Origin of the sequence: Bacillus sp. OV166, assembly GCF_900177675.1 — a bacterium.
Lineage (GTDB): Bacteria > Bacillota > Bacilli > Bacillales > Cytobacillaceae > Neobacillus.
Window position 1 is genome coordinate 4,671,179 of record NZ_FXWM01000001.1, and the last position, 20,697, is coordinate 4,691,875.

Genomic DNA, 20,697 nt, shown 5'->3' on the forward strand with positions numbered 1-20,697 from the left:
GCGCATGTGAATTGTAAAATGAAAAAATCGCCTCATTTCTGAGACGATCAAATTGTGCTATATTTTGCTTTCAGTAATCAAATATTGCTGCCATGCCTCATCAAAAACGGACATTGATTCTAAGTATTGACCATTCAGTTCTAGATAAGAACTTAACTCATGATAGTCCTCGGAAGTTTTCGGAAAACTATGATCTAAATAGGCATGATTGGCAAAGTCACTAATAGCATCCTTTGGAGCAGGATGCCTAAATTTCATTAAAAAATGATAAAATGATTTAATCATTTATAAACGCCTTCCTCATCCAGATTCACTCTATATGTATTTCTTATGAAATACTATAACGGATACTATGGTAAGCGTCCAGCGATTAGAAATACCAAAAAGCATAAAAGCAGCCTACAATTGAGGCTGCTTTCATTATGATGAAAAGTCAAAATAATTTTTCTTTAATAACCTTGGAACCGCCATTAACTCTTCGAAGCTGACCACTTTTCCAATCAGTTTACAATCAATTAAATACAACTGATTCTCAATTTCTTTTACAATTGGTTCACTTTGATAAATCATTGCACAATCAGGGCAGGAAAAGGTGGGGGTTTCTGAGATTTCAATCGCTCGCGTCCCATCTGGCAGCTCCCAAAAAACTGAAGTGGTTACTCTTTCTACATTTGTGCTTGAACACCATTCACATACGGTTTCCAATTACACTCCTCCTATTCCTTCAACGTCTCGGCTGATGTTCCATCCCTTTTTGTTTCCTGACTACCTGCTTCTTTATGAGACAATGCTTTAAATTTCTTATCCTTTAATTCATCCCGTTTGCTGCGCCTATCCTTTAACGTCGTGTGTGCCGGGTCTTGGTAATAATCCTTACGGCGATTTAACCTTGTTAATCCCTCTGGAACAAGGTTAAAGTGTTGATCATTCATAATACCTGAGATTCCTGTAAGAGACCTTTTCTCGTCCATATCAGGGAAAACCTCTAGAAAATAACCCTCTGCCCTTCCAGGCACATAATTTTCTGGCTCTGGGTATGAGGTGATTACGCCTTCAAAATTCCGAAGGACCACTTTCTCTGGACTTTGCGAGATCAAGTAATTCGGCTGAAGGGCAATTTTACCCCCTCCGCCTGGTGCATCGACGACAAAGGTCGGTACGGCAATACCAGAAGTATGTCCGCGAAGCCCCTCGATAATTTCAAGTCCTTTTGATACAGGAGCCCTGAAATGACCGATCCCTTCAGATAAATCACATTGATAAATGTAATAAGGCCGGACGCGAATTTTGACAAGATCATGCATTAGTTTTTTCATGATTGGCACACTGTCATTGATTCCTGCAAGGATAACAGACTGGTTACCTACTGGAACACCAGCATTGGCAAGCATTTCACAAGCCCTTTTTGAGTCCTCGGTAATTTCGATCGAAGTATTAAAATGAGTGTTCAGCCAAATTGGATGATATTTTTTCAAGATATTACAAAGGTTTTCGGTAATTCGTTGTGGGAACACAACAGGTGCTCTTGTCCCAATCCGGATAATTTCAACATGATCAATTTCCCTCAGGTTTTTAAGGATATATTCCAAAATAGTATCATTAATCAGCAGGCCGTCCCCGCCAGAAATTAATACATCTCTTACCTGAGGGGTTTGCCTGATATATGAAATAGCTGCATCAAGCTGCTTTTTCGGAACACCCATGCCAATTTGCCCTGAAAAACGTCGCCTTGTACAGTAGCGGCAATACATCGAACACTGATTGGTAACAAGAAAGAGGACCCGGTCTGGATAGCGGTGCGTTAACCCAGGGACAGGTGAATCTTCATCTTCATATAATGGGTCCTCAAGATCATATTTAGTTTTATTAATCTCCTTCGAAATAGGCACAGACTGCATTCTGATCGGACAACGTGGATCATCAGGGTTCATTAAGGAAGCATAATATGGTGTGATATTTAAGGGGATGGTTTTTGTAGAAATTCTTACACCCTCCTCTTCATCTGGAGTTAAATGGATCACCTTTTTTAAATCATCTAACGTACGGATCGTATTCGTTAGTTGCCAAAGCCAATCGTTCCACTGCACTGAAGTAACATCTTTCCAAAGTTCTATATCTTTCCAATGCCTTTGTGGTTTATATAAAAATTGTTTCACTATAAGTTCCTCCCATCTTGCTTCACTAAAATAATATGCAAGATATGTGCCAATGTAATAAAAAGGCTTAGAACTTACTCTTTTAGCTTTTTGCCAAATAAAAAACGCCGAAAACTCGGCAGCTTAGTCTATTATTTTTTTCAATTTATATTGTAAGGTTTGCCGAGGAATCTCTAAAAGCTTCGCTGCTTGGTTAATGTTCCCTTCAGATAATTCAAGGGCATTCAAAATTAGATCCTTCTCTAATGTTTCAATATTTTTCCTTAATGATAGACTTTCCATTACGACATTGTTAATTGTGGTTGTGCTTGGAAGATGTCTTAACATGCTTGGTAAATCTTTATACTTCAACTGCTTTTCTTCACACACATTCATCATGTATTCAATCGTATGTTTCAGTTCCCTTACGTTACCAGGCCATTGATAATTCATCAAGAATAGCTCAAGTTTCTTCTCATAACCGCTAATATTTTTATAGAGTTTTTGATTAAATTCCTTGATAAAATGATCTGCTAAAAAAAGAATATCTTCTTTTCTTTCTCTTAAAGGGATAAGTGAAAAGGTAAATACATTTAATCGGTAGTAAAGGTCCGCACGAAGTGTTTGCTCTTGAAGGGCCTTGTTTGGATTGACATTCATGGCTGCAATTACTCGTACATTTACAGAAACGCTTTGCGAACTTCCAACTCTTCTTACCATTCCATCCTCCAAAACCCGTAATAGCTTCGCTTGAAGTTCTATCGGCATCGTATGTAATTCATCAAGGAATAGCGTTCCCCCATCCGCAAATTCAAATAACCCTTTGCGGTCTATTGCCCCTGTATAGCTTCCTTTAGCCGTACCAAACAGGATACTTTCTAACAGTGTTTCAGGTATGGCAGCGCAATTTTGAGCAATAAACGGTTCAGATGAGCGAGGGGATTCATGATGCACTCCTTGAACAAATAATTCTTTCCCTGTTCCTGACTCGCCATAGACGAGAATAGGAGAATCCGATTTCGCCAGTTTCTTAGCCTCATTTTTGATGCTCTGAAATGGTGGATTAACCGTCAATAGATCATTTAATGTATAGTTTACTTGAATGTTTACCTTCTTTTTACTGTTTTTATTTAATCCCTTTTGTAAATCTAATAGTCGTTCCGCAAGTAGTTTCATTCGGGAATAATCTTTCGCTATTTCAACCGCTCCAATAATTTCTTCCCCGAGAAAGATTGGCAGGGTTGTATTGATGGTATCAATTCTTGTCCCGTGCAAATTCATATAAACCTGTGTTTGGTTGTAGATCGGCTGTCCCGTTTTAATTACTTTTAGTAAGGTACTGGACTCTTCCGTTAGGGAGGGAAATGCGTCAATTAAATGCTTTCCCTGCACTTCCTTCACATCCATCCCATCGTGCTTTGCTGCCACTTCATTATAAAAAATTGTCTTTCCCTCAGTATTGACTACATGAATTCCTTCATCAATGCCTTTTAGAATGGCTGTCAGAACTTCTTGCGTTAATGCGGTTAACGGAACCATTTAATTCACCTGCCCATCCTTTCCAATTTAACAAGGTGCCGAAAAATTGGCACGGTAAGCCGAAATTTTAGCAGTTTGCCAGATTCTTTACCCACATATTCATATTTTCAAGCTTGTCATAGATAAAGCAATTATTCATCAGCCTGCCCCGATACGAATATCCCAGCTGAAATAAAACAGCATTCATCCCAAAGGATAACGATCTTGCAATCGAATAGGCACAAAAGATTCCTTTCCTTTTCAACTCACCTTCAAGTTCCTGAAGAATAATTTTCATAAGCCCATATTTCCGATGTTCAGATAATGTTGCACAATCCGTTAATTCTGCATTTTTATAAAAAGAATTCACTTCGGCTGAAGCTGCACTGACTATTTTTCCTTGAAGGAAAAAAGCGTAATAGATGGTCCCATCCTTGATGGTCTTTATTAAATATTCCGGTTCATGCAAAGGGGTTGGGTAAATTTGAAACACTTGCCTGTACAGTACTGCAAGTTCCACAGCACTGCCCTCGTCGACCTTTCGTAATTCATATTCCTTTGGTGGATACCCTTTCTGAATGGACGTGTCTAATTGATATATACTGTTGACCATCCCGTCTTCGATCACCCAATGATCATTTTTCTTCCGGTCTGACGTGTAATACTTTGAAAAAAAATGGGCATCTGAGCCAAGGAAATAACGTTCCACAACAGCCTCTGGCTGAAGTCCCTTTTCCAAAAAACTAATAAAATCCTCGCTTCTGACCTTGACAATTAACTTTTCAGCCTTGTGCTTTACTGCGAGCTCTTCCGCTCGTTCAATTAGCAATTTTGTGTTTCCACGATAATCATCCACACGAATACGTTTATTAAATGGATCAAGATATATTTCAAGGAAATAGCCGTTTTCCTCTAGAAAAATAGTGGATGCCGTTTGATTCATCGAGTTCACCCCATCGGTAAATGATAATTTCTCTAGCATTCTCGAAAAAATGTCTGGCCTAGATTAGCCAGACATTCCCACTAGGTCGGTATAAATCAATTATAGCAATCTTTAGATATATAAATGGAAAAAATCTGATGTTTACTCTGCCGCCTCACACCATTTTAATAAAGTAAGGGCAATAATCTCACTGGCGATAAACATATCTTCAAGTACAATATGCTCATTTGCATCATGTGCAGTTTCTGTTATCCCAGGACCGAAAATGACCACGGGAGTATTACCAATATTAGAAAGGATACCGCCGTCTGTTCCCCAAGGGCTTGCCTCGATGATAGGACTACTACCCTTTACTTCTATAAAACTCTTTGTCAATTCATTCATTAAAGGATGGTCATTTTCAAGACTTCCTGGCAGCCACCTGCCGCCAAACCATTCTATCCTAAGCGGATTTTCCCTGAGCCACTCATCATTTTCACTTATTTCTCTCAAACAAGTTTCCATTTCAAGTTGTGCTGATTGAATCGTTTCTTCCGGAGAAACTCCCATTCTCCCCTCAATAATTGCGGTATCAGGCACCGAAGAAGGCCATTCGCCGCTTGAAAGCTTTCCGATATTAATTGGAATAGGAATGGGGATTTTTTCAAAGAGAGGGTCTGTAATCCTCTCATTTCTATCGTTCTCTAACTGTTGTAAACTTTGAATGACTACTAGTGCTTTTTCAATTGCGCTTACACCTTTATACCTGGTTCCTCCGTGTGCTGCTTTGCCTTTTACGGTAATTCTAAACCACATTGAGCCCTGCTGCTTCGGGAATATCTTCAAATTGGTCGGTTCTGGAATAATGGCCCCATCCGCCTGGTAACCTCTAAGAACGGCCGCTAGGGAACCAGCTCCGCCGCTTTCTTCTTCAATGACACTTTGAAAAATAACATCCCCTTTAAGTTTGATACCATTTGCTATCAAGGACTCAATCGCCATTAACAGGGCAGCATTCCCACCCTTCATATCCGTCGCGCCTCTTCCATAAAGCTTGCCACACTCAATGGTCCCGCTAAATGGGTCATGTTTCCAGCTTAATTCATCACCAACTGGGACCACGTCAATATGACCATTTAAAATCATCGATTTGCCGCCGCCTGTACCTTTTAACACCGCTACTAGGTTAGGATTCCCGCCGAAGTTCTGGCGGTCACAACAATAAGCAGGGTGGGATTTTAATTCATCACCACCGATTTCCCAAATATCGAGTGTTAATCCTAACTGTCTGCATTTTTCTATGATAATCGCCTGGGTACTACTTTCGTTTCCTCGTGTGCTGTTTTCTCGGACGAGAATTTGTAACAGTCTTGCCCCTCGCGCTCGATTCTCTTTTATCCATTGTTTTATGCGTATTTCATTATTGTCCAAACGATTCACTCCTTATAGAAATGATTCAGCTTAATACGGAATCATACGAACAGTTTCCCGTATCTTAAATTCGCACCCGGTTTTGTTGACAACAGTTTCTAAACTGTAAGGGGCAAACAATTCTGTTAATAGTAAACCCTCCTCAGTTACCTTGAAAACAGCTAGATCAGTGATAATTAAGTCGACACAGGCTGACGATGTTAATGGTAACGTGCATGATGTGACAATTTTGGGCCTACCTTGTTTATCACAATGATTCATGACAACAATGACTTTCTTAGCTTTTTGAGCAAGTTCCATCGCTCCGCCCATCCCTGGAACCTTCTTTCCTGGGACAATCCAGTTAGCAAGGTCGCCCTTTTTACTGACCTCTAGCGATCCTAAAATCGTTATATCCACTCTGCCCCGGCGAATCATTCCAAAAGAAATTCCACTATCACAGTAAGATCCGCCCCAGTTTAGGGTGACTGGAAATCCTCCTGCATTACACAAGTTTTCATCTTCTTCTCCCATTATTGGGGTCGGTCCCATGCCGGTAATGCCGTTTTCAGCGTGAAACATCACCTTTGTCTCGGTTGATAGATGGTTCGGAACGAGCGAGGGAATCCCGATTCCAAGGTTGACAACCATTCCCGTTTGAATTTCCTCTGCAGCCCTTTTAGCCATTTGATTTCTCATATCTACTGCCATGCCCATTTCCAATTCACCCCCTTAGATGGAATGACATAATCTACAAACACTCCTGGCGTAATGATAGCATCGGGGTCAAGACTACCAAGCGGGACAATTTCCTCTACTTCTGCTATCGTGATATCCCCTGCCATAGCAACGAGCGGATTTGTATTGCGGGCACTTTTGTCATAAATTAAATTCCCATACTCATCTGCCTTTTTCGCATAAACAATCGACACCTCAGCCGTTAAAGCTGTTTCAACAAGAAACTTCTTATCTCCTAGAGTAAAAAATGGTTTGTTTTTCGTAACCATTTCATTGTCTGTACCGATATCTGACAATATCGCTGGCAGGCCAACACCGCCCGCGCGTATTCTTTCTGCTAATATTCCCTGCGGTGAAAACTCTACCTCCAGCTTTCCCTCATGCATGAACTGGCCAGCAAAGGGATTGGAGCCAATATGAGAAGCAATTACTTTCGCTGCCCTTTGTTGACTGACTAATTTCCCTATGCCAATTTGCGGGAATCCCGTGTCGTTCCCAATTAAAGTAATATTACGAACTCCTTTTTCAAGAATACCATCGATTAATGCCGGCGGAGAGCCGACCCCGCCAAACCCGCCAAACATCAATGTCATTCCGTCATGAAAATATTCCATAACAGCTGCTAAGGTTGTAATTTTTCTGAATGGATTTTCCATTTACATCACCCCTTCCCTTCATTTAGATGGTTAGAAAAATCTTCAAATGTTTCTTTTAATAAGTGGACCAATTCCTCCATTTCTTTTTGAGTGATAGTAAGAGGAGGAGAAATAATAATAGAGTCTCCGTTTATCCCATCAATGCCAGCACCAGCTGGATAAACAAGCAGTCCTTTTTCCTTTGCAAGAGCTACAATCCTTTGTGTGACCTGGACGTTTCTAGGGTAGGGTGTTTTGGATTCTACTTGCTGGACAAACTCTATTCCCAGTAACAGCCCTTTGCCGCGGATATCACCAATAAACGTGAAAAGTGGTTTTAATCCTTCAAGTTGTGCTCTTAAATAGGCACCTTTACTTTCAACCTCTTGAATAATATTGTTTTGTTCTAAATATTCGAGAACGGCTAAGGCAGTTGCACAAGCCAGTGGATTGGCACTTAAGGTATGGCCGCTCATGACCACCTTTGTTCCTGCCATTATCGGCTCGATGACTTTTTCGGTTGCAATAGCAGCTGCAATCGATGCGTAGCCTGCACCCATCCCTTTTCCTAATGCGACAATATCAGGATTGATTCCCCACTGTTCACTCGCAAGCATTGTGCCAGTTCTGCCACAGCCAGTCATGACTTCATCAGCGATAAAAAGAATGTCATAATCCTCACAGATTTTCTTTATGACCTTGTAGTAATCTATTGGTGGGGCAATTGCTCCGCCTGCAGCTCCGATGACGGGTTCTGCGATAAAAGCAGCGATTTGTTCGGCGCCAATCCGCTTAATAGCTGTCTCTAACTCATGGGCACATAAATAGCCACAGTTAGGTGCCTCGAGGTTATAAGGGCAACGGTAGCAATACGGGGGATTAATGACAGGGAAATCCTCTAAAAGTGGAACAAATCTTGCTCTCCTCCCAGTATGACCTGACATCGAAAGCGCACCTAGGGTAATCCCGTGGTAGCTTACCCATCTCGATAAAACCTTGGTTTTCGTTTGAACACCCTTTTCCTGCCAATATTGAATCGCCATTTTCATGGCCGTTTCAGTAGCTTCAGAACCGCTGTTAACGAAAAAACACCAATTGAGATCTCCTGAAAGCATGTTTGCAATTTTTTTCGCTAAATTTTCAGCAGCATCACTCGTAAATTGTGAGCGATACACAAACGAAACTTTTTTTGCTTGTTCATTCATTGCTTCAATAATCTCTGTTACACCATGACCAATATTGGCAGTTACAGCGCCGGAAGCAGCATCTAAATACCTTTTTCCATCCATATCAAATAAATAAATTCCTTTGCCGTAGTCAATCACAGGGTAAATGTCATCGAGTATTGGTTTTATTAGAAACGAATGATCCATAGGGAAACACTTCCTTATTAAATTAGGCAGGCCTTATAGAAATTGTATGAACTTTTACTTTTTAAGATGATTAATATAAAATTACTTTTAGAATTACAGAAGGAAAGGATCCTATGAGCACAATAAAAAAAATAAAGTTAAAAACGAAAGATATTTCAACCATTCAATTAATCGTTATTTTTTATTTATCCGCATTAATCGTTTCTACTCTTTTATTAAAAATCCCAATGGCTCACCGTCCAAATGTTTCGCTAAGTTTTATTGATGCAATGTTTACCTCCGCTAGTGCGATCAGTGTAACCGGTTTAAGTGTCATTTCAATTAAGGATACCTTTAGTAACTTTGGAATCTTTCTCTTATGCTTAATTCTGCAATTGGGAGGCTTAGGGGTTATGTCCTTAAGTACATTCCTATGGATTATGCTGGGTAAAAAAGTGGGATTAAAAGAAAGACAACTGATTATGATTGATCAAAATCAATCCAACTTAGCTGGTTTGGTCCACCTGGCAAAACGGATCCTGATTATCTTTATTTCGTTTGAATTTGTGGGGGGAATTATCTTAGGGATTCGCTTTTTAAACTATTTCGAAAGCCCATTGTCTGCTTTTAAACATGGATTTTTTTCATCCATCAGCGCTACGACCAATGCGGGATTCGATCTAACAGATGCGTCACTTAGTCCATATAGTGAGGATTATTTTGTTCAGACGATAATAATTTTGTTGATGATTGTTGGGGCAATTGGCTTTCCCGTGATGGTTGAGGTTTTTGAATTCTTTTTAAACCTAAATAGAAGGAAGAAATTTCATTTCACCTTATATACTAAGTTAACCACGATAACGTTTGTTCTCCTTACCATAGTAGGTGCATTTTTGATTTACTGTTTTGATAATCAACACTTTTTTTCTGATAAAAATTGGCATGAATCCTTTTTCTACTCTTTATTTAATTCCGTAACAACTAAAAGTGCTGGATTAGCAACAATGGATATCAATGATTTTACTCCGAGCAACCAACTTTTCCTGTCGATTTTAATGTTTATTGGCGGTTCTCCAAGCAGTGCGAGCGGAGGTATACGAACCACCACGTTTGCCATCGTTATTTTAGCGATCATATTTTACGCACAAGGAAAAAGCTCAATCAAAATCTTTAGACGTGAACTGCTTAGTGAGGATGTCCTTAAATCATTTATCGTGATCGCGACCGGAGCATTTTTATGTTTGTTCTCCATTTTAATCCTATCGATTACAGAACAAGGCACTGTGATAGAGGTTATATTCGAAGTTTCTTCTGCTTTTGGCACCAATGGATTATCGTTGGGTTTAACACCAAGACTTACTACCTTTGGACAAATACTCATCATTATCCTGATGTTTATTGGAAGAGTAGGCATTGTTACCTGTTTACTTATCTTAAGAGGCAAAGGCAGCAAGGAAAAGTTCAACTACCCTAAGGAAAAGGTTACGATTGGGTAAAAGTCATTAATTGCAGGAGTGGAGATTGTCCGCTTAGAGATCTCATGAGAACAGGTCACGCCCGATTCTTCAGAAATCTGTCCACATGAACTCATCTTTCGGTTTTTTCAAAAATCGACCCCTTCCATAAAAAAATAACCCGCAAAAATTTGCGGGTTAGACAAGTACAGTTTCTTGTTTTCGTTCAGTTGTTTTTTTTTGAATAATGTCTCTAGCAATCCAGACTCCGCATGCACTTGCTTGCGCAAGACCACGAGTAATCCCAGCTCCATCGCCACCGACATAAAGTCCGCTGATTTCTGATTCAAATCGGTCGTTTAAGCGTGGTCGTGCCGAATAGAACTTAGCCTCAACACCGTAGAACAAGGTATGCTCTGAAGCAAGACCTGGTGTCACCTGATTCAACGCCTCGGTCATTTCTATTAAGCTTTTTAATGTATTATAAGGAAGAACTAATCCAAGGTCACCTGGGACAGCTTCTTTCAATGTCGGCTCAAGGAAACCTTCTTTAATCCTTTTTGAAGTGGATCTTCTGCCCTTTAAAATATCTCCGTATTTTTGGACGATTAGACCGCCATTTGAAAGGCTGTTAGCTAGGCGGGAAATTTCATGTGCATATTCATTCGGCTTATCAAATGGATCTGAAAACGTATGGGAAACAAGTAAGGCAAAGTTTGTGTTCGGACTGCCAAGTTTCGGATCTTTGTAGGCATGTCCGTTGGCAAGCATAATCCCGGAATGATTTTCAACCACCACATGCCCAGATGGGTTACTGCAAAATGTTCGTACAGTTGTCCCAACGGATGTATTAAAAATAAATTTCCCTTCATACAAATGCTCATTGATTTCTTGCATGACAATATTGGAAGTTTCAACACGAACACCAATATCTACTTGGTTACTTATCATGCGTAATCTGCGCGATTTTAAGATACCAGAAAGCCATTTAGAACCATCTCGGCCTGGTGTAATGACCACCTTATCCGCATAAATATTTTGGTCCCCTTTTAGATTAATACCTTTCACCACAAGACCATCTGGTGTTTTTTCAGTTATTAAATCCACTACTTCTGTTTTATATGACATGTCAATCTTTGTCTTTAAGTATTCGTAGATACTTTTCATGATTTCAAGATTTTGTTCCGTACCAAGGTGTCGTACCTGCGCACGTAATAGCTTTAATCCAGCTGCATAGCCGCGGCGTTCGATGTCTTTTACCTCATCTGTTAATGGGTCAGTAATGCTTTTCGTCGCCCCATGCTGTAAATTGATTTCATCAACATAACGAATTAATTCAACTACCTGTGAATCTGGAAGATAATCTGTCATCCAGCCGCCAAATTCACTTGTGATATTAAACTTCCCGTCCGAATAAGCACCAGCTCCACCAAAACCATTAGTAATCGAACATGCCGGCAGACACCCAGCAAATTCTTTTTTCCCCGCAGCCGGTGGGCATTTTTCAATTTTCTTTTGTAAAATCGGGCAATTTCTCCGATAAATATCATGTCCTTTATCCACTAATAGAACCTTTGCGTTCGGCATTTTTAGTGTCAGTTCATAGCAGGCGAATATCCCTGCAGGGCCAGCACCCACTACAATCACATCATATCTCGTATCCATTGTCCAATTACCTCCAAAGTCGTTTTACTCAACATTTGTAAATATATCAGACTATTTTCGTTCCGTCAACAATAAATACGAACTATTCTTTTAAAAAATATTATATCGTTCGGATTTCACTCGTTTATCAGAAAATTATATAAAAAGAAACGGCTGACTCGTTTTGAGTCAGCCTTTTTTTCATCAAATTAATAGCCCCAGCTTGCCCCGATAATAATCAATAAGATAAACAGGACGACAATTAACGCAAATCCACTGCCGATTCCGCAACCTCCTACAGGGTAACCGCAACCTCCTACAGGGTATGCAGGGTAACCACATCCACCATGTCCGTAATACATACACTTCACTCCTAACGAAATTGTTTCTTAACACTGTACTTTATGTAGTAGGTACTTGACCCGTATGTGCATTCGCCTATATTATGAAATACAATGATAAAAATTGTAGGTGAAACCATGAAAGGTATTTTGAAAAATTTTATTAACGGTATTTTAACGATTGTCCCTATCATCCTTGTAATTTATGTGATTTACAAAACGTTTCTATTTTTAGACGGTTTACTTGGTAACACTCTAAAGCCTTATTTAAAGGAAGACTACATTCCTGGGATTGGCTTACTAACTACCATCATCTTAATAACTGTTTTAGGGTGGCTATCTACGAAATATATTTCGGGTAAAATCATACGCTTGATCGATATTCTTTTAGACAAGATTCCAGTTGTTAAGACCATCTATTCCGTAATTAAAGACACGGTCCAATCCTTCCTTGGCGAGAAAAAGTCCTTTTCCAAGGTAGCTCTAGTGGTGATTCCAGGAACAGAAATGCGCAGTCTGGGATTTATTACTTCTGAACAATTAGAGGAATTTTATTCTCCTTTAAAGGACCATGTGGCTGTCTATATCCCGCAAACATTCCAGGTGGCCGGGTTTACCTTTCTTCTACCAAAGGAACAAGTAGAAATTATCGACGTCAAACCCGAGGAAGCGATGAAATTTATCTTATCGGGCGGAATGACGTCAAGTTCAAAACAAAAGGTAAAATAAAAAAGCCGCGATCGCGGCTTTTTATATTGCTCCGAAAAGTTTCGTGAATTCCCCGTATCCTTGCTTTTCGAGCTCGTCTTTTGGAATAAACCGCAATGCGGCAGAGTTGATACAATAACGCAATCCAGTTGGGTTTGGTCCGTCATTAAAGACGTGACCTAAATGGGAATCAGCTGATTTACTCCTTACTTCTGTCCGAGTCATATAATGACTGAAATCACCTTTTTCAATCACTTCTTCGTCTTGAATCGGTTTAGTGAAGCTCGGCCAGCCGCAGCCGGCATCGAATTTATCCAACGAACTAAACAGCGGCTTCCCAGAAACAAGATCTACATAAATCCCCTCTCTCGTTTCATTCCAGTATTCATTTCGAAACGGAGGTTCTGTGCCATTATTTTGTGTGACTTCATACTGGATCGGTGTTAATTCCTTTTTTAGCTGTTCTACATCCTTATTTTTCATTTTTCTCCCCCCAATGACTTTGAATAAAGCCTGCTCGACCCGAGCCTACATGATAGGATTCATAATGGGCCCGATTTTTTTTATAGTACTGCTGATGATAATCTTCGGCTGAATAAAAGGTCTGTGCTGGCAAGATCGGCGTCACAATCGGTTTAGTAAAACGGCCGCTTTCTTGTAATGCTTGCTTGGACTGTTCGGCAAGCCTTTTTTGTGTTTCATCATGGTAGAAAATTGCCGTTTGATACGATTGCCCTCGATCATGGAATTGGCCGCCCGGGTCGGTAGGGTCAATTTGCTGCCAAAATAACTCCAATAGTTTTTCATAAGGAAAAATCTCTGGATCATAGGTGATTTGCACGGCTTCAAAATGGCCAGTAGTATCCGTACAAACTTGTTGATATGTCGGGTTTTCTACGGATCCCCCTGTATAGCCTGAAGTAACGCTATTAATTCCGGGCTGTTCATCAAATGGTTTCACCATACACCAAAAACAGCCGCCAGCAAACGTTGCAACTTGATTTGTTTTTTCCAAGTTCCCACACCCCTTTAACTTTATTTCACTTTGAGTATGAGTATACAGAATGTTTTAGGAAAAATAAAATCTCCTGACTGAAAGAAGGGCAGAGTCCTCTAACGCTGGGCCTGGGGCTAGACAATAATAAAAGGCTAAACAAGTCACGGTCGACATCGACCTAACTTGTTCAGCCTTTCCTATTTTAATAGCTCTTTCGCTGCTTCATCTGTTTGTTTATATTTTTCCATTGTTTTTTAACTTCTGCTTGTGCACGTTTATCAGCTTTCCTTTCGATAAACGCCAACTCCTTTTGCAGCTTGTTGTAGCTTGTCAGCCGCTCAGCCGCAATCAATCCTTCTTCAATTGCCTTCACCACAGCACAGCCGGGCTCATTCTTATGCTGACAATCTCGGTAGCGACACTGGGTAGCTAATTCTTCAATTTCTGAAAAGGTCTCTGTTAAACCGTCTGAGCTTTCCCAAAGTTGCAGTTCCCTCATTCCTGGCGTATCAATCAAAACACTGCCATTCGGGAGAAGGATTAGTTCACGGTGGGTAGTTGTATGACGCCCTTTATCATCTGCCATTCGAATATCCTGAACTAGCTGTTTCTCCTCTCCTAAGAGACGATTCGTTAAAGTCGATTTCCCAACCCCTGAAGAACCAAGCAAGGCAATTGTTTTTCCTGGCTTCAAGAAAGGTTCTAGTTCCTCAAAGCCAGTCATCGTTTCGGCACTAACTGCAATAACTGGAACTCCGCCAAGGCTAATCGCTTCAACCTCAGCCAGCATATTTTCGAGATCCTGACAAAGGTCTGCCTTACTTAAAACAATAACTGGGTTTGCCCCACTTTCCCAAGCAAGCAAAAGGTAGCGTTCGATTCTTCTTAGATTCAAATCCTCATTCAGTGAATTTACGAGAAAGACAGTGTCGATATTGGTCGCAATGATTTGCTCTTGTGCGGTAAGACCAGCTGATTTTCGCGAGAACTTACTTTTTCGCGGCATGATGGCCAAAATGGTGCCTTTTCCTTCGTTACTCCTCGGCATTAGAGCAACCCAATCACCTACAGCTGGGAAGTCCTCTCTGTTAAGGGCATTGAAGCTAAACCTGCCCGATACCTCACATAATAATTCACCCTGTTCTGTCCACACCCTATACATTCGTTTGTGCTCGAGTGCCACACGGCCAAGAATCATCTCATCATTTGTATTTAATTTATGAAAATCATTTTTTACTGTTTCAGTTAAACCCATTGCTACTAAATTCATCTTTATTCCTCCAGCGAATCATTATTTTTTCATAATAAAAACCATAGGCACACACAGCCCATGGTTTTATTCGCATAATGGAATAAAGGGTACAAAGGATCCCTAACAGGAAAATCTTTGGGCTGTGCAAACAACAATATTCAAATTACGGTTTGGACTCATCGATTCAATTGCCATTGCACTTCACCCACTTTCAATCATATTTGTTATCAGTATATGTGTAATATTCCCATTTGTAAATAAAAAATGAAAAATTTCCAAATTACTGCGATATAAGTTAGACACCTACCTATTTAAGCTTGAATAAATTATGGTGTAATCCATTAGATAGGAGTTGATAAAATGACCGAGAAAAGAACTCATTCCGATTATCTTCAAAAAGCGGCGATGTATGATTTGTTAGCTCAATTTTATAAATACTCATTTCCAAACTTACACATGCAGTATTATTTAAAACATATAAAATACATGAATAAAGCGATGAACTTCATGCGTACAGATTCCCAACCAATACAATTAGAAGCGAAGGTGCGTTTCCTTCACACCTCCCCAGATTCCCCAAACGTTGATATTTATATAGACGGGAAACGAGTGATAAGGGACTTACCATTTAAAGAAGTAAGTACAGTTCTGTCATTACCTGCTGGAAAACATCATATTGACATTTACCGAACGGGAAATATGGTGGACAGCGTTTTAAATAAAACGATAACTGTTGAACCTGGAAATTCCTATACACTTGCTGCAATTGACTCTGTTAAGAAATTGCGCCTGCTCGTGTTTCAGAATCAACCATCAGTACCAAGAAATGAATCGAAGGTTCGCTTTATCCACTTATCACCAGATACTTCGCCACTAGACATTGCAGTCAAAGAACGAGATGTGATTTTCCCAAATGTTTCTTATAAGCAGGCAACCCAATATTTAGGGTTAACACCGATGACAGTCGATTTGGAAGCAAGGGCCACTGGCAGTAGGACCATACTTCTACCCCTGCCGAGGGTTCAATTTATGGCAAATGAAAGCTACACAATTGTTTTTATTGGCTTAGCCAATGGTCAACCAGAATTCCAATTCATCACTATCAAGGAATAAAAAACAGGTGCCTCCTAGTGATGAGGCGCCTATTTCACTGGTACTAAAATCGTAAAGGCAATATCATCCTTCTTTAAATCAAATTTATCTGCCTTTATTCTTATATCACTTTTTTGTTTTAACTGTTGCATATTAACATAAATAACTTTATCTGTAGGTCTTATGTCGACTCCCTTTGGAATCTTATAATTTTCGCTAATAAAATTTAGGACGTACGAAATGGGGAGGTGTAAACTGCCGATTGTCATTGATTTCTGTCTTAAAACCAAATCACCATTTTCAAGTGCCTTAGGCTCGAAGGTTAACCTCATATTCAATTCCTCACTAAAGAAGGGCAAGGTACCATATAATTCAACCTCATCTCCCAAAATGATTCGATAATCAATCGGTGAATCAGCGGCCTCTTCCTTTAAATAATGATTGATGAGTTTATTTAAATCATTCTTATTTGAATTAACATGGAAGGAAACATGTTCACCCATTGGCACATTCAATTTGCTCGTTTGCCGGCCATCCGACGGGAACATTACCAGCGACAACATAACAATAGCGAACAAAAGGTTGATTCCTATCAACAGCAGGAATCCGATTTTCCATTTGTTTTTCATCTAATTCTCCTCTGTATTGACCATATATGGCGTTTTGTCCAATTCAGGTAATACTTGTTCTTCTAATGTCTTGTTCAACCTTTGCGCAATCAACTCATAGCCTTTGTCATTTGGATGAAAATTATCTGTAAATAATAAATTTTCGTTAGAATTTAAAAACATGTCTTCTATTGAGACAAAATAGGCATTGGGGTAATTAGCAACCACTCTTTGACCAATCTTATTCCAATCAGCAACAATCTCATCCAACTCTTTAATTTCTGAAAACCATTTAGAAAATGGATTATATAACCCCACTAATACAACCTGAGAATGGGGATTTTCCTTAATGATAACCTCGATAATTTGCTTTAAATGAGTTCGATAGGATTCTTTTTCGGTGGTAAACGTGGAAAGTTGAAGGTTTTCAATATTGTCCTTGACGACTTTCATAATGTCGTTTCCACCTATAGTTAGAATAACAAGATCTGCCTTTTGTATCACAGCTTTCATTTCTGGCGTTTTCAATCGTTTTAAAAGTTGAGTTGTCCGATTACCTTTTACGCCATAATTATAGAAGTCAACTTCTTTTATACCTTTTTCTTTTTCAAGCATTGATTCTAAATATGGCAAGTAGCCGCCTTTGTTTGTACTATCGCCTACCCCTTGAGTAAGTGAATCGCCTGCTGATAAAACTGTTAATTTGCGGGGGACGAAGTCAGCAGGAACTTGTGCAAATGCCTGTGCTGCAGTTTTCTTTTCAGAATGTAACGCCCATTGGCTAACTTGATTACATGAACATAGGAATAATACCGTGAGAATTAGAAGGGGGAAGAGCTTTTTCATCTTAAATTCACCTGCCTTCTAGATTATAATTATTATAACACGGCTTGAATCATTCAAAACAATATGTACTATATCCTATTCCTGCCAAAAAAAATAGACCTGTCCGAGGGTCTATTGTAATGCTTTCATATCATGAATTATTTCATCAAAGGGAACATTCTTGTAACCATCATAGGATTTTTTAATATGTCCTTCTTTGTCTACTAAATATATAGAGGTCCCATGAATCACTTGATTACCCTCGATAGGTTTTTTGACAAGTGCTTTATAATTTTTCAGGGCGAAGTTTTCAATAAACTCTTGCGAGTATCCAGTCACAAAGGTCCAATTTTTAAAATCTACTTGGAATTGTTCCCCATATCGGGTTAATACTTCAGGGGTATCGACAACTGGATCGACACTGAAGGAGACCAATTCAACATTCTTCAAGCCTTCATCCTTGACCATTTTTTGTAATTTTGTCAAGTTAGAAGTCATCGGCGGACAAACATCTGCACAGCTTGTAAAAATAAAGTCTGAAATCCATACCTTACCCTTTAAATCCTTTAATCCAAAGGGTTTATTGTCTTGATTTGTAGCTGTAAAGTCCTTAATTGGCCAGTCGACGGCATTTTCTATTTCTTTTTGTCCACATGCCGACATAATGAGTGTTGTAAGAACTAAGACCACTACTAAAAACCGAGCTTTCATACCATCACCTGCAACCTTTTTTTCTATTCCATATCGTGAATAGTTTAACAAAGATTTGATGAAGATGAAAGGAAATGGCTTGTTAATCGATAACACCCGTTCGTTCAATCGTATTCTTTACATGGACATCAAAGGTAACATCCTTATACTTTCGGTCCCACTCCTCCTGCGTGATCGGTTTGCCCCTTAAGTGGGCTTCGTATTCATTTCCAAGACCGACTGGGTCTATTTCTAATTCCTTAAAATGAAGAAGTAAACTTTCTATTTTTTTTTTCATCGACTCATCTAACTTTTTTTCAAGAAACTTTACCGAAGTTGGTTTACCTAAATCTAAGGCTTCTGTCATTTCTAATACCCTTGAATCTAAGTCTACATCCACTCTAAAACGGAGGTTTTTTTTATCGACTATTTCAATTTTAGTCTTACTTCGAATGTTATCAATGCTGACATATATTTTACTGAATATTGGTTTTTTAGTGTAATTTTCGTTTTTTATAATGATTTTTTTTAATTGATCTGTCTTATACCCCATTTCTTTTGTACCAGCTTTATATTTATCAATTAATACTTTCAAATAAAAAAGATCCCCTTGCCTTAATTCATCAACTAAACGGTCACCTTTAAAAAGACCCACCCCAGAAATAATAACATCTTTATCCTTTACTTTAAGGATTGGGAGAACAGGGTCCTTCCCAATGTCATAATAATTATGGTTAAACTCATGCAGGGTCGGGGAGATAATTTGTTCACCCTCCACATTTTGTTTAATTAAATTGTACATATATGTACCAAGGTTTAAACTCCCTTTATTATTAGTTTCTATTTCCATAATTTCTGAAGCGGATTTATCAGCAATCGTTAAATAGACCATATTCCCAATGGCGGCATCACGATTCAACGTGTCGACAAGCTGGATAATTCCTTTTTTGGCAAGCTCTCTACTGTAGACAACCGAACGGAGCTGTCCTGAAACGAGTTTTTGGTTTGATTGAAGATTTTGTTGTTGTCTTAATCCTTTGCTTGTTTTTGCCACAGAAGTGATTACTTTTGTAGCGGATTGGGTCATCGGATCAAATTTTTGAACGACTGCTGTTCCTCTAATTTGATTTGTCCCTTCCATATCGTACCCTGATGTTGTAATTAGCCCTAATTTTTCAAGAGGCTTTTGCTCAACACAACCAGCACTGATAACCATCGTTATCGAACAAACCAACAATAGTCTATGTCTGCCATTATGAAGCTTCCGCACTTGATTTCTTCCTCCTTAGGAACCATTTTTTAACCAAAACGAGCACTGAAAGGAGTACCGGATAACAGAAGGCAGTTAAAAAGCCGAGTTTACCAACAAAATCAGTCAGTTCATTCATTTGATACCTTGCTTTGATAAAGAATGAACCCACCCAAACAAGGATGCCAAGGATCCATATCCCATGATTTTGTTTCCAATTAATAATCCGTTTAAATCCCTTAGATGCAGCCCAGAAATAACAGCACATGTTTGGCAAGATGACTAACATCCAAAAAGAAACAGCAATAAATTCAAACCGTTCTAAGTTTGGTAACCTAACGATTTTAAACATTGATAAAACAGGCCAAATAGTCCGAGCTAATCCATTTTCAGCAAAGAATGTAATGGATATCATTGTAATCGACGTGAAAAGAATGGTTGTTAAAAAATTCCCTATTTGCGAGTACAGAAAGACCTTTTTTTTCTCTTTCACATATGGATATAAAAACATAAGTAGTTCAAAGCCCATTAGCGAAAGGGATGTTTTATACACACCATTCACAATATGCTTCAAATCAGTATTTAAAAGAGGAAGCAGATTCTTAGGGTCTGCATATTGCATCGGAACGATTAAGATAAACATCAACCAAATTGTCCCTATTACCGAGAGAAAAGCAATCCCGACAATGATACGAATGCCGCCATTAACGGCATAGGTTGTTAAAAGGATTAGTGCAAGAGCGATTTGCCATGTTGGTAAATCTGGAAAAATCCACACTTGGATAATTTCAACATAGTTCATCAGGACAACAAAAAAACTTAAGGTCATATAGAGTATATAAAAAATGTTCATGGCATTCCCAAGCCATTTTCCAAAAACATCTACCTGGATTCCATATAAATCAGCACTATCATATTTTTGAAGCATTAAAACCATCATCGCTAAGACAAAGGCTGATAATACTCCCCCAAGAAAGACAGATATCCAAGCATCATGTTTTGCCGCCAAGAATACAATCCTCGGTAATCCGACAATTCCGACGCCAGTTTGCGTAGCGTTTATAAAAAACATGACTAGGAATGCATTTACCAATAATCCTTCCTTTGGCTGTAAATTCACTTTCATC

22 protein-coding genes are annotated in these 20,697 nt (G+C 39.2%); 3 read left to right on the top strand and 19 right to left on the bottom strand.

From position 1 onward, the window contains the following. Positions 1–57 precede the first annotated feature (57 nt). From CCK98_RS22845 to CCK98_RS22885, 9 genes are all read right to left on the bottom strand, one after another. On the bottom strand, positions 58–282 hold the full coding sequence (locus tag CCK98_RS22845; RefSeq protein WP_179196031.1) for a YozE family protein: 225 nt from the start codon (positions 280–282) through the stop codon (positions 58–60). A gap of 138 nt (positions 283–420) precedes the next feature. Further along, the gene (locus tag CCK98_RS22850; protein ID WP_088088672.1) at positions 421–705 is read right to left on the bottom strand and encodes a YokU family protein; all 285 of its coding nucleotides are present in this window, start codon (positions 703–705) and stop codon (positions 421–423) included. 11 nt (positions 706–716) lie between these two features. Further along, positions 717–2,156 (bottom strand): lysine 2,3-aminomutase, encoded by a 1,440-nt coding sequence (gene ablA, locus CCK98_RS22855; RefSeq protein WP_088088673.1) that lies wholly within the window; start codon positions 2,154–2,156, stop codon positions 717–719. Between the two features lie 123 nt (positions 2,157–2,279). After that, the gene (locus CCK98_RS22860; RefSeq protein ID WP_088088674.1) at positions 2,280–3,674 is read right to left on the bottom strand and encodes a sigma-54-dependent Fis family transcriptional regulator; all 1,395 of its coding nucleotides are present in this window, start codon (positions 3,672–3,674) and stop codon (positions 2,280–2,282) included. Between the two features lie 67 nt (positions 3,675–3,741). Continuing rightward, positions 3,742–4,596 (bottom strand): putative beta-lysine N-acetyltransferase, encoded by an 855-nt coding sequence (gene ablB, locus CCK98_RS22865; protein WP_088088675.1) that lies wholly within the window; start codon positions 4,594–4,596, stop codon positions 3,742–3,744. 141 nt (positions 4,597–4,737) lie between these two features. Then, a complete protein-coding gene (locus CCK98_RS22870; protein ID WP_088088676.1) occupies positions 4,738–6,006 on the bottom strand; it encodes a peptidase in 1,269 nt (422 codons plus the stop codon). 30 nt (positions 6,007–6,036) lie between these two features. Beyond that, positions 6,037–6,702: a 3-oxoacid CoA-transferase subunit B gene (locus tag CCK98_RS22875; RefSeq protein ID WP_088088677.1), complete on the bottom strand. Its 666-nt coding sequence runs from the start codon at positions 6,700–6,702 to the stop codon at positions 6,037–6,039. After that, on the bottom strand, positions 6,687–7,379 hold the full coding sequence (locus tag CCK98_RS22880) for a CoA transferase subunit A (RefSeq protein WP_088088678.1): 693 nt from the start codon (positions 7,377–7,379) through the stop codon (positions 6,687–6,689). The genes CCK98_RS22875 and CCK98_RS22880 overlap by 16 nt, the downstream gene beginning before the upstream one ends. 5 nt (positions 7,380–7,384) lie before the next feature. Then, entirely contained in the window at positions 7,385–8,731 is a 1,347-nt protein-coding gene (locus CCK98_RS22885) for an aspartate aminotransferase family protein (protein ID WP_088088679.1), read from the bottom strand. A 113-nt stretch (positions 8,732–8,844) separates the two neighbouring features. On the opposite strand from CCK98_RS22885, the gene CCK98_RS22890 reads away from it, so the two are divergent. Beyond that, on the top strand, positions 8,845–10,206 hold the full coding sequence (locus CCK98_RS22890) for a TrkH family potassium uptake protein (protein WP_088088680.1): 1,362 nt from the start codon (positions 8,845–8,847) through the stop codon (positions 10,204–10,206). 156 nt (positions 10,207–10,362) lie between these two features. Here CCK98_RS22890 and CCK98_RS22895 read toward each other — a convergent pair whose 3' ends face one another. Both CCK98_RS22895 and CCK98_RS35985 read right to left on the bottom strand, forming a co-directional pair. Beyond that, on the bottom strand, positions 10,363–11,829 hold the full coding sequence (locus tag CCK98_RS22895; RefSeq protein WP_088088681.1) for an NAD(P)/FAD-dependent oxidoreductase: 1,467 nt from the start codon (positions 11,827–11,829) through the stop codon (positions 10,363–10,365). Positions 11,830–12,017: 188 nt separating this feature from the next. Continuing rightward, complete coding sequence (locus CCK98_RS35985) at positions 12,018–12,170, bottom strand: YjcZ family sporulation protein (protein ID WP_088088682.1); 153 nt, start codon at positions 12,168–12,170, stop codon at positions 12,018–12,020. 117 nt (positions 12,171–12,287) lie between these two features. Between CCK98_RS35985 and CCK98_RS22905 the strand changes: the two genes are divergently transcribed. Beyond that, positions 12,288–12,878 (top strand): DUF502 domain-containing protein, encoded by a 591-nt coding sequence (locus CCK98_RS22905; protein WP_088088683.1) that lies wholly within the window; start codon positions 12,288–12,290, stop codon positions 12,876–12,878. Positions 12,879–12,899: 21 nt separating this feature from the next. Here CCK98_RS22905 and msrB read toward each other — a convergent pair whose 3' ends face one another. The 3 genes from msrB to rsgA form a co-directional block, all read right to left on the bottom strand. Continuing rightward, positions 12,900–13,340: a peptide-methionine (R)-S-oxide reductase MsrB gene (msrB, locus tag CCK98_RS22910; protein ID WP_088088684.1), complete on the bottom strand. Its 441-nt coding sequence runs from the start codon at positions 13,338–13,340 to the stop codon at positions 12,900–12,902. Continuing rightward, entirely contained in the window at positions 13,330–13,821 is a 492-nt protein-coding gene (gene msrA / locus CCK98_RS22915; RefSeq protein WP_373408545.1) for a peptide-methionine (S)-S-oxide reductase MsrA, read from the bottom strand. The genes msrB and msrA overlap by 11 nt, the downstream gene beginning before the upstream one ends. Before the next feature lie 235 nt (positions 13,822–14,056). Further along, positions 14,057–15,124, bottom strand: a complete 1,068-nt coding sequence (gene rsgA, locus CCK98_RS22920) for a ribosome small subunit-dependent GTPase A (protein WP_088088686.1) — start codon at positions 15,122–15,124, stop codon at positions 14,057–14,059. A 342-nt stretch (positions 15,125–15,466) separates the two neighbouring features. On the opposite strand from rsgA, the gene CCK98_RS22925 reads away from it, so the two are divergent. After that, positions 15,467–16,219, top strand: a complete 753-nt coding sequence (locus CCK98_RS22925; protein ID WP_088088687.1) for a DUF4397 domain-containing protein — start codon at positions 15,467–15,469, stop codon at positions 16,217–16,219. Positions 16,220–16,248: 29 nt separating this feature from the next. Here CCK98_RS22925 and CCK98_RS22930 read toward each other — a convergent pair whose 3' ends face one another. The 5 genes from CCK98_RS22930 to CCK98_RS22950 all read right to left on the bottom strand — a co-directional run bounded on the left by CCK98_RS22930 (position 16,249) and on the right by CCK98_RS22950 (position 20,696). Next, positions 16,249–16,827, bottom strand: coding sequence for a YpmS family protein (locus tag CCK98_RS22930; protein ID WP_088088688.1), 579 nt, complete (start codon positions 16,825–16,827; stop codon positions 16,249–16,251). After that, positions 16,828–17,652 carry an SGNH/GDSL hydrolase family protein gene (locus tag CCK98_RS22935; RefSeq protein ID WP_088088689.1) on the bottom strand — a complete coding sequence of 275 codons (825 nt, stop codon included), beginning with the start codon at positions 17,650–17,652 and terminating at the stop codon, positions 16,828–16,830. A 111-nt stretch (positions 17,653–17,763) separates the two neighbouring features. Then, complete coding sequence (locus CCK98_RS22940; RefSeq protein ID WP_088090521.1) at positions 17,764–18,342, bottom strand: SCO family protein; 579 nt, start codon at positions 18,340–18,342, stop codon at positions 17,764–17,766. Positions 18,343–18,424: 82 nt separating this feature from the next. Then, the gene (locus tag CCK98_RS22945) at positions 18,425–19,591 is read right to left on the bottom strand and encodes a Ger(x)C family spore germination protein (protein WP_088088690.1); all 1,167 of its coding nucleotides are present in this window, start codon (positions 19,589–19,591) and stop codon (positions 18,425–18,427) included. Further along, entirely contained in the window at positions 19,575–20,696 is a 1,122-nt protein-coding gene (locus tag CCK98_RS22950; protein WP_088088691.1) for a GerAB/ArcD/ProY family transporter, read from the bottom strand. Before CCK98_RS22950 ends, CCK98_RS22945 begins: the two co-directional genes overlap by 17 nt. Position 20,697: the final 1 nt, after the last annotated feature.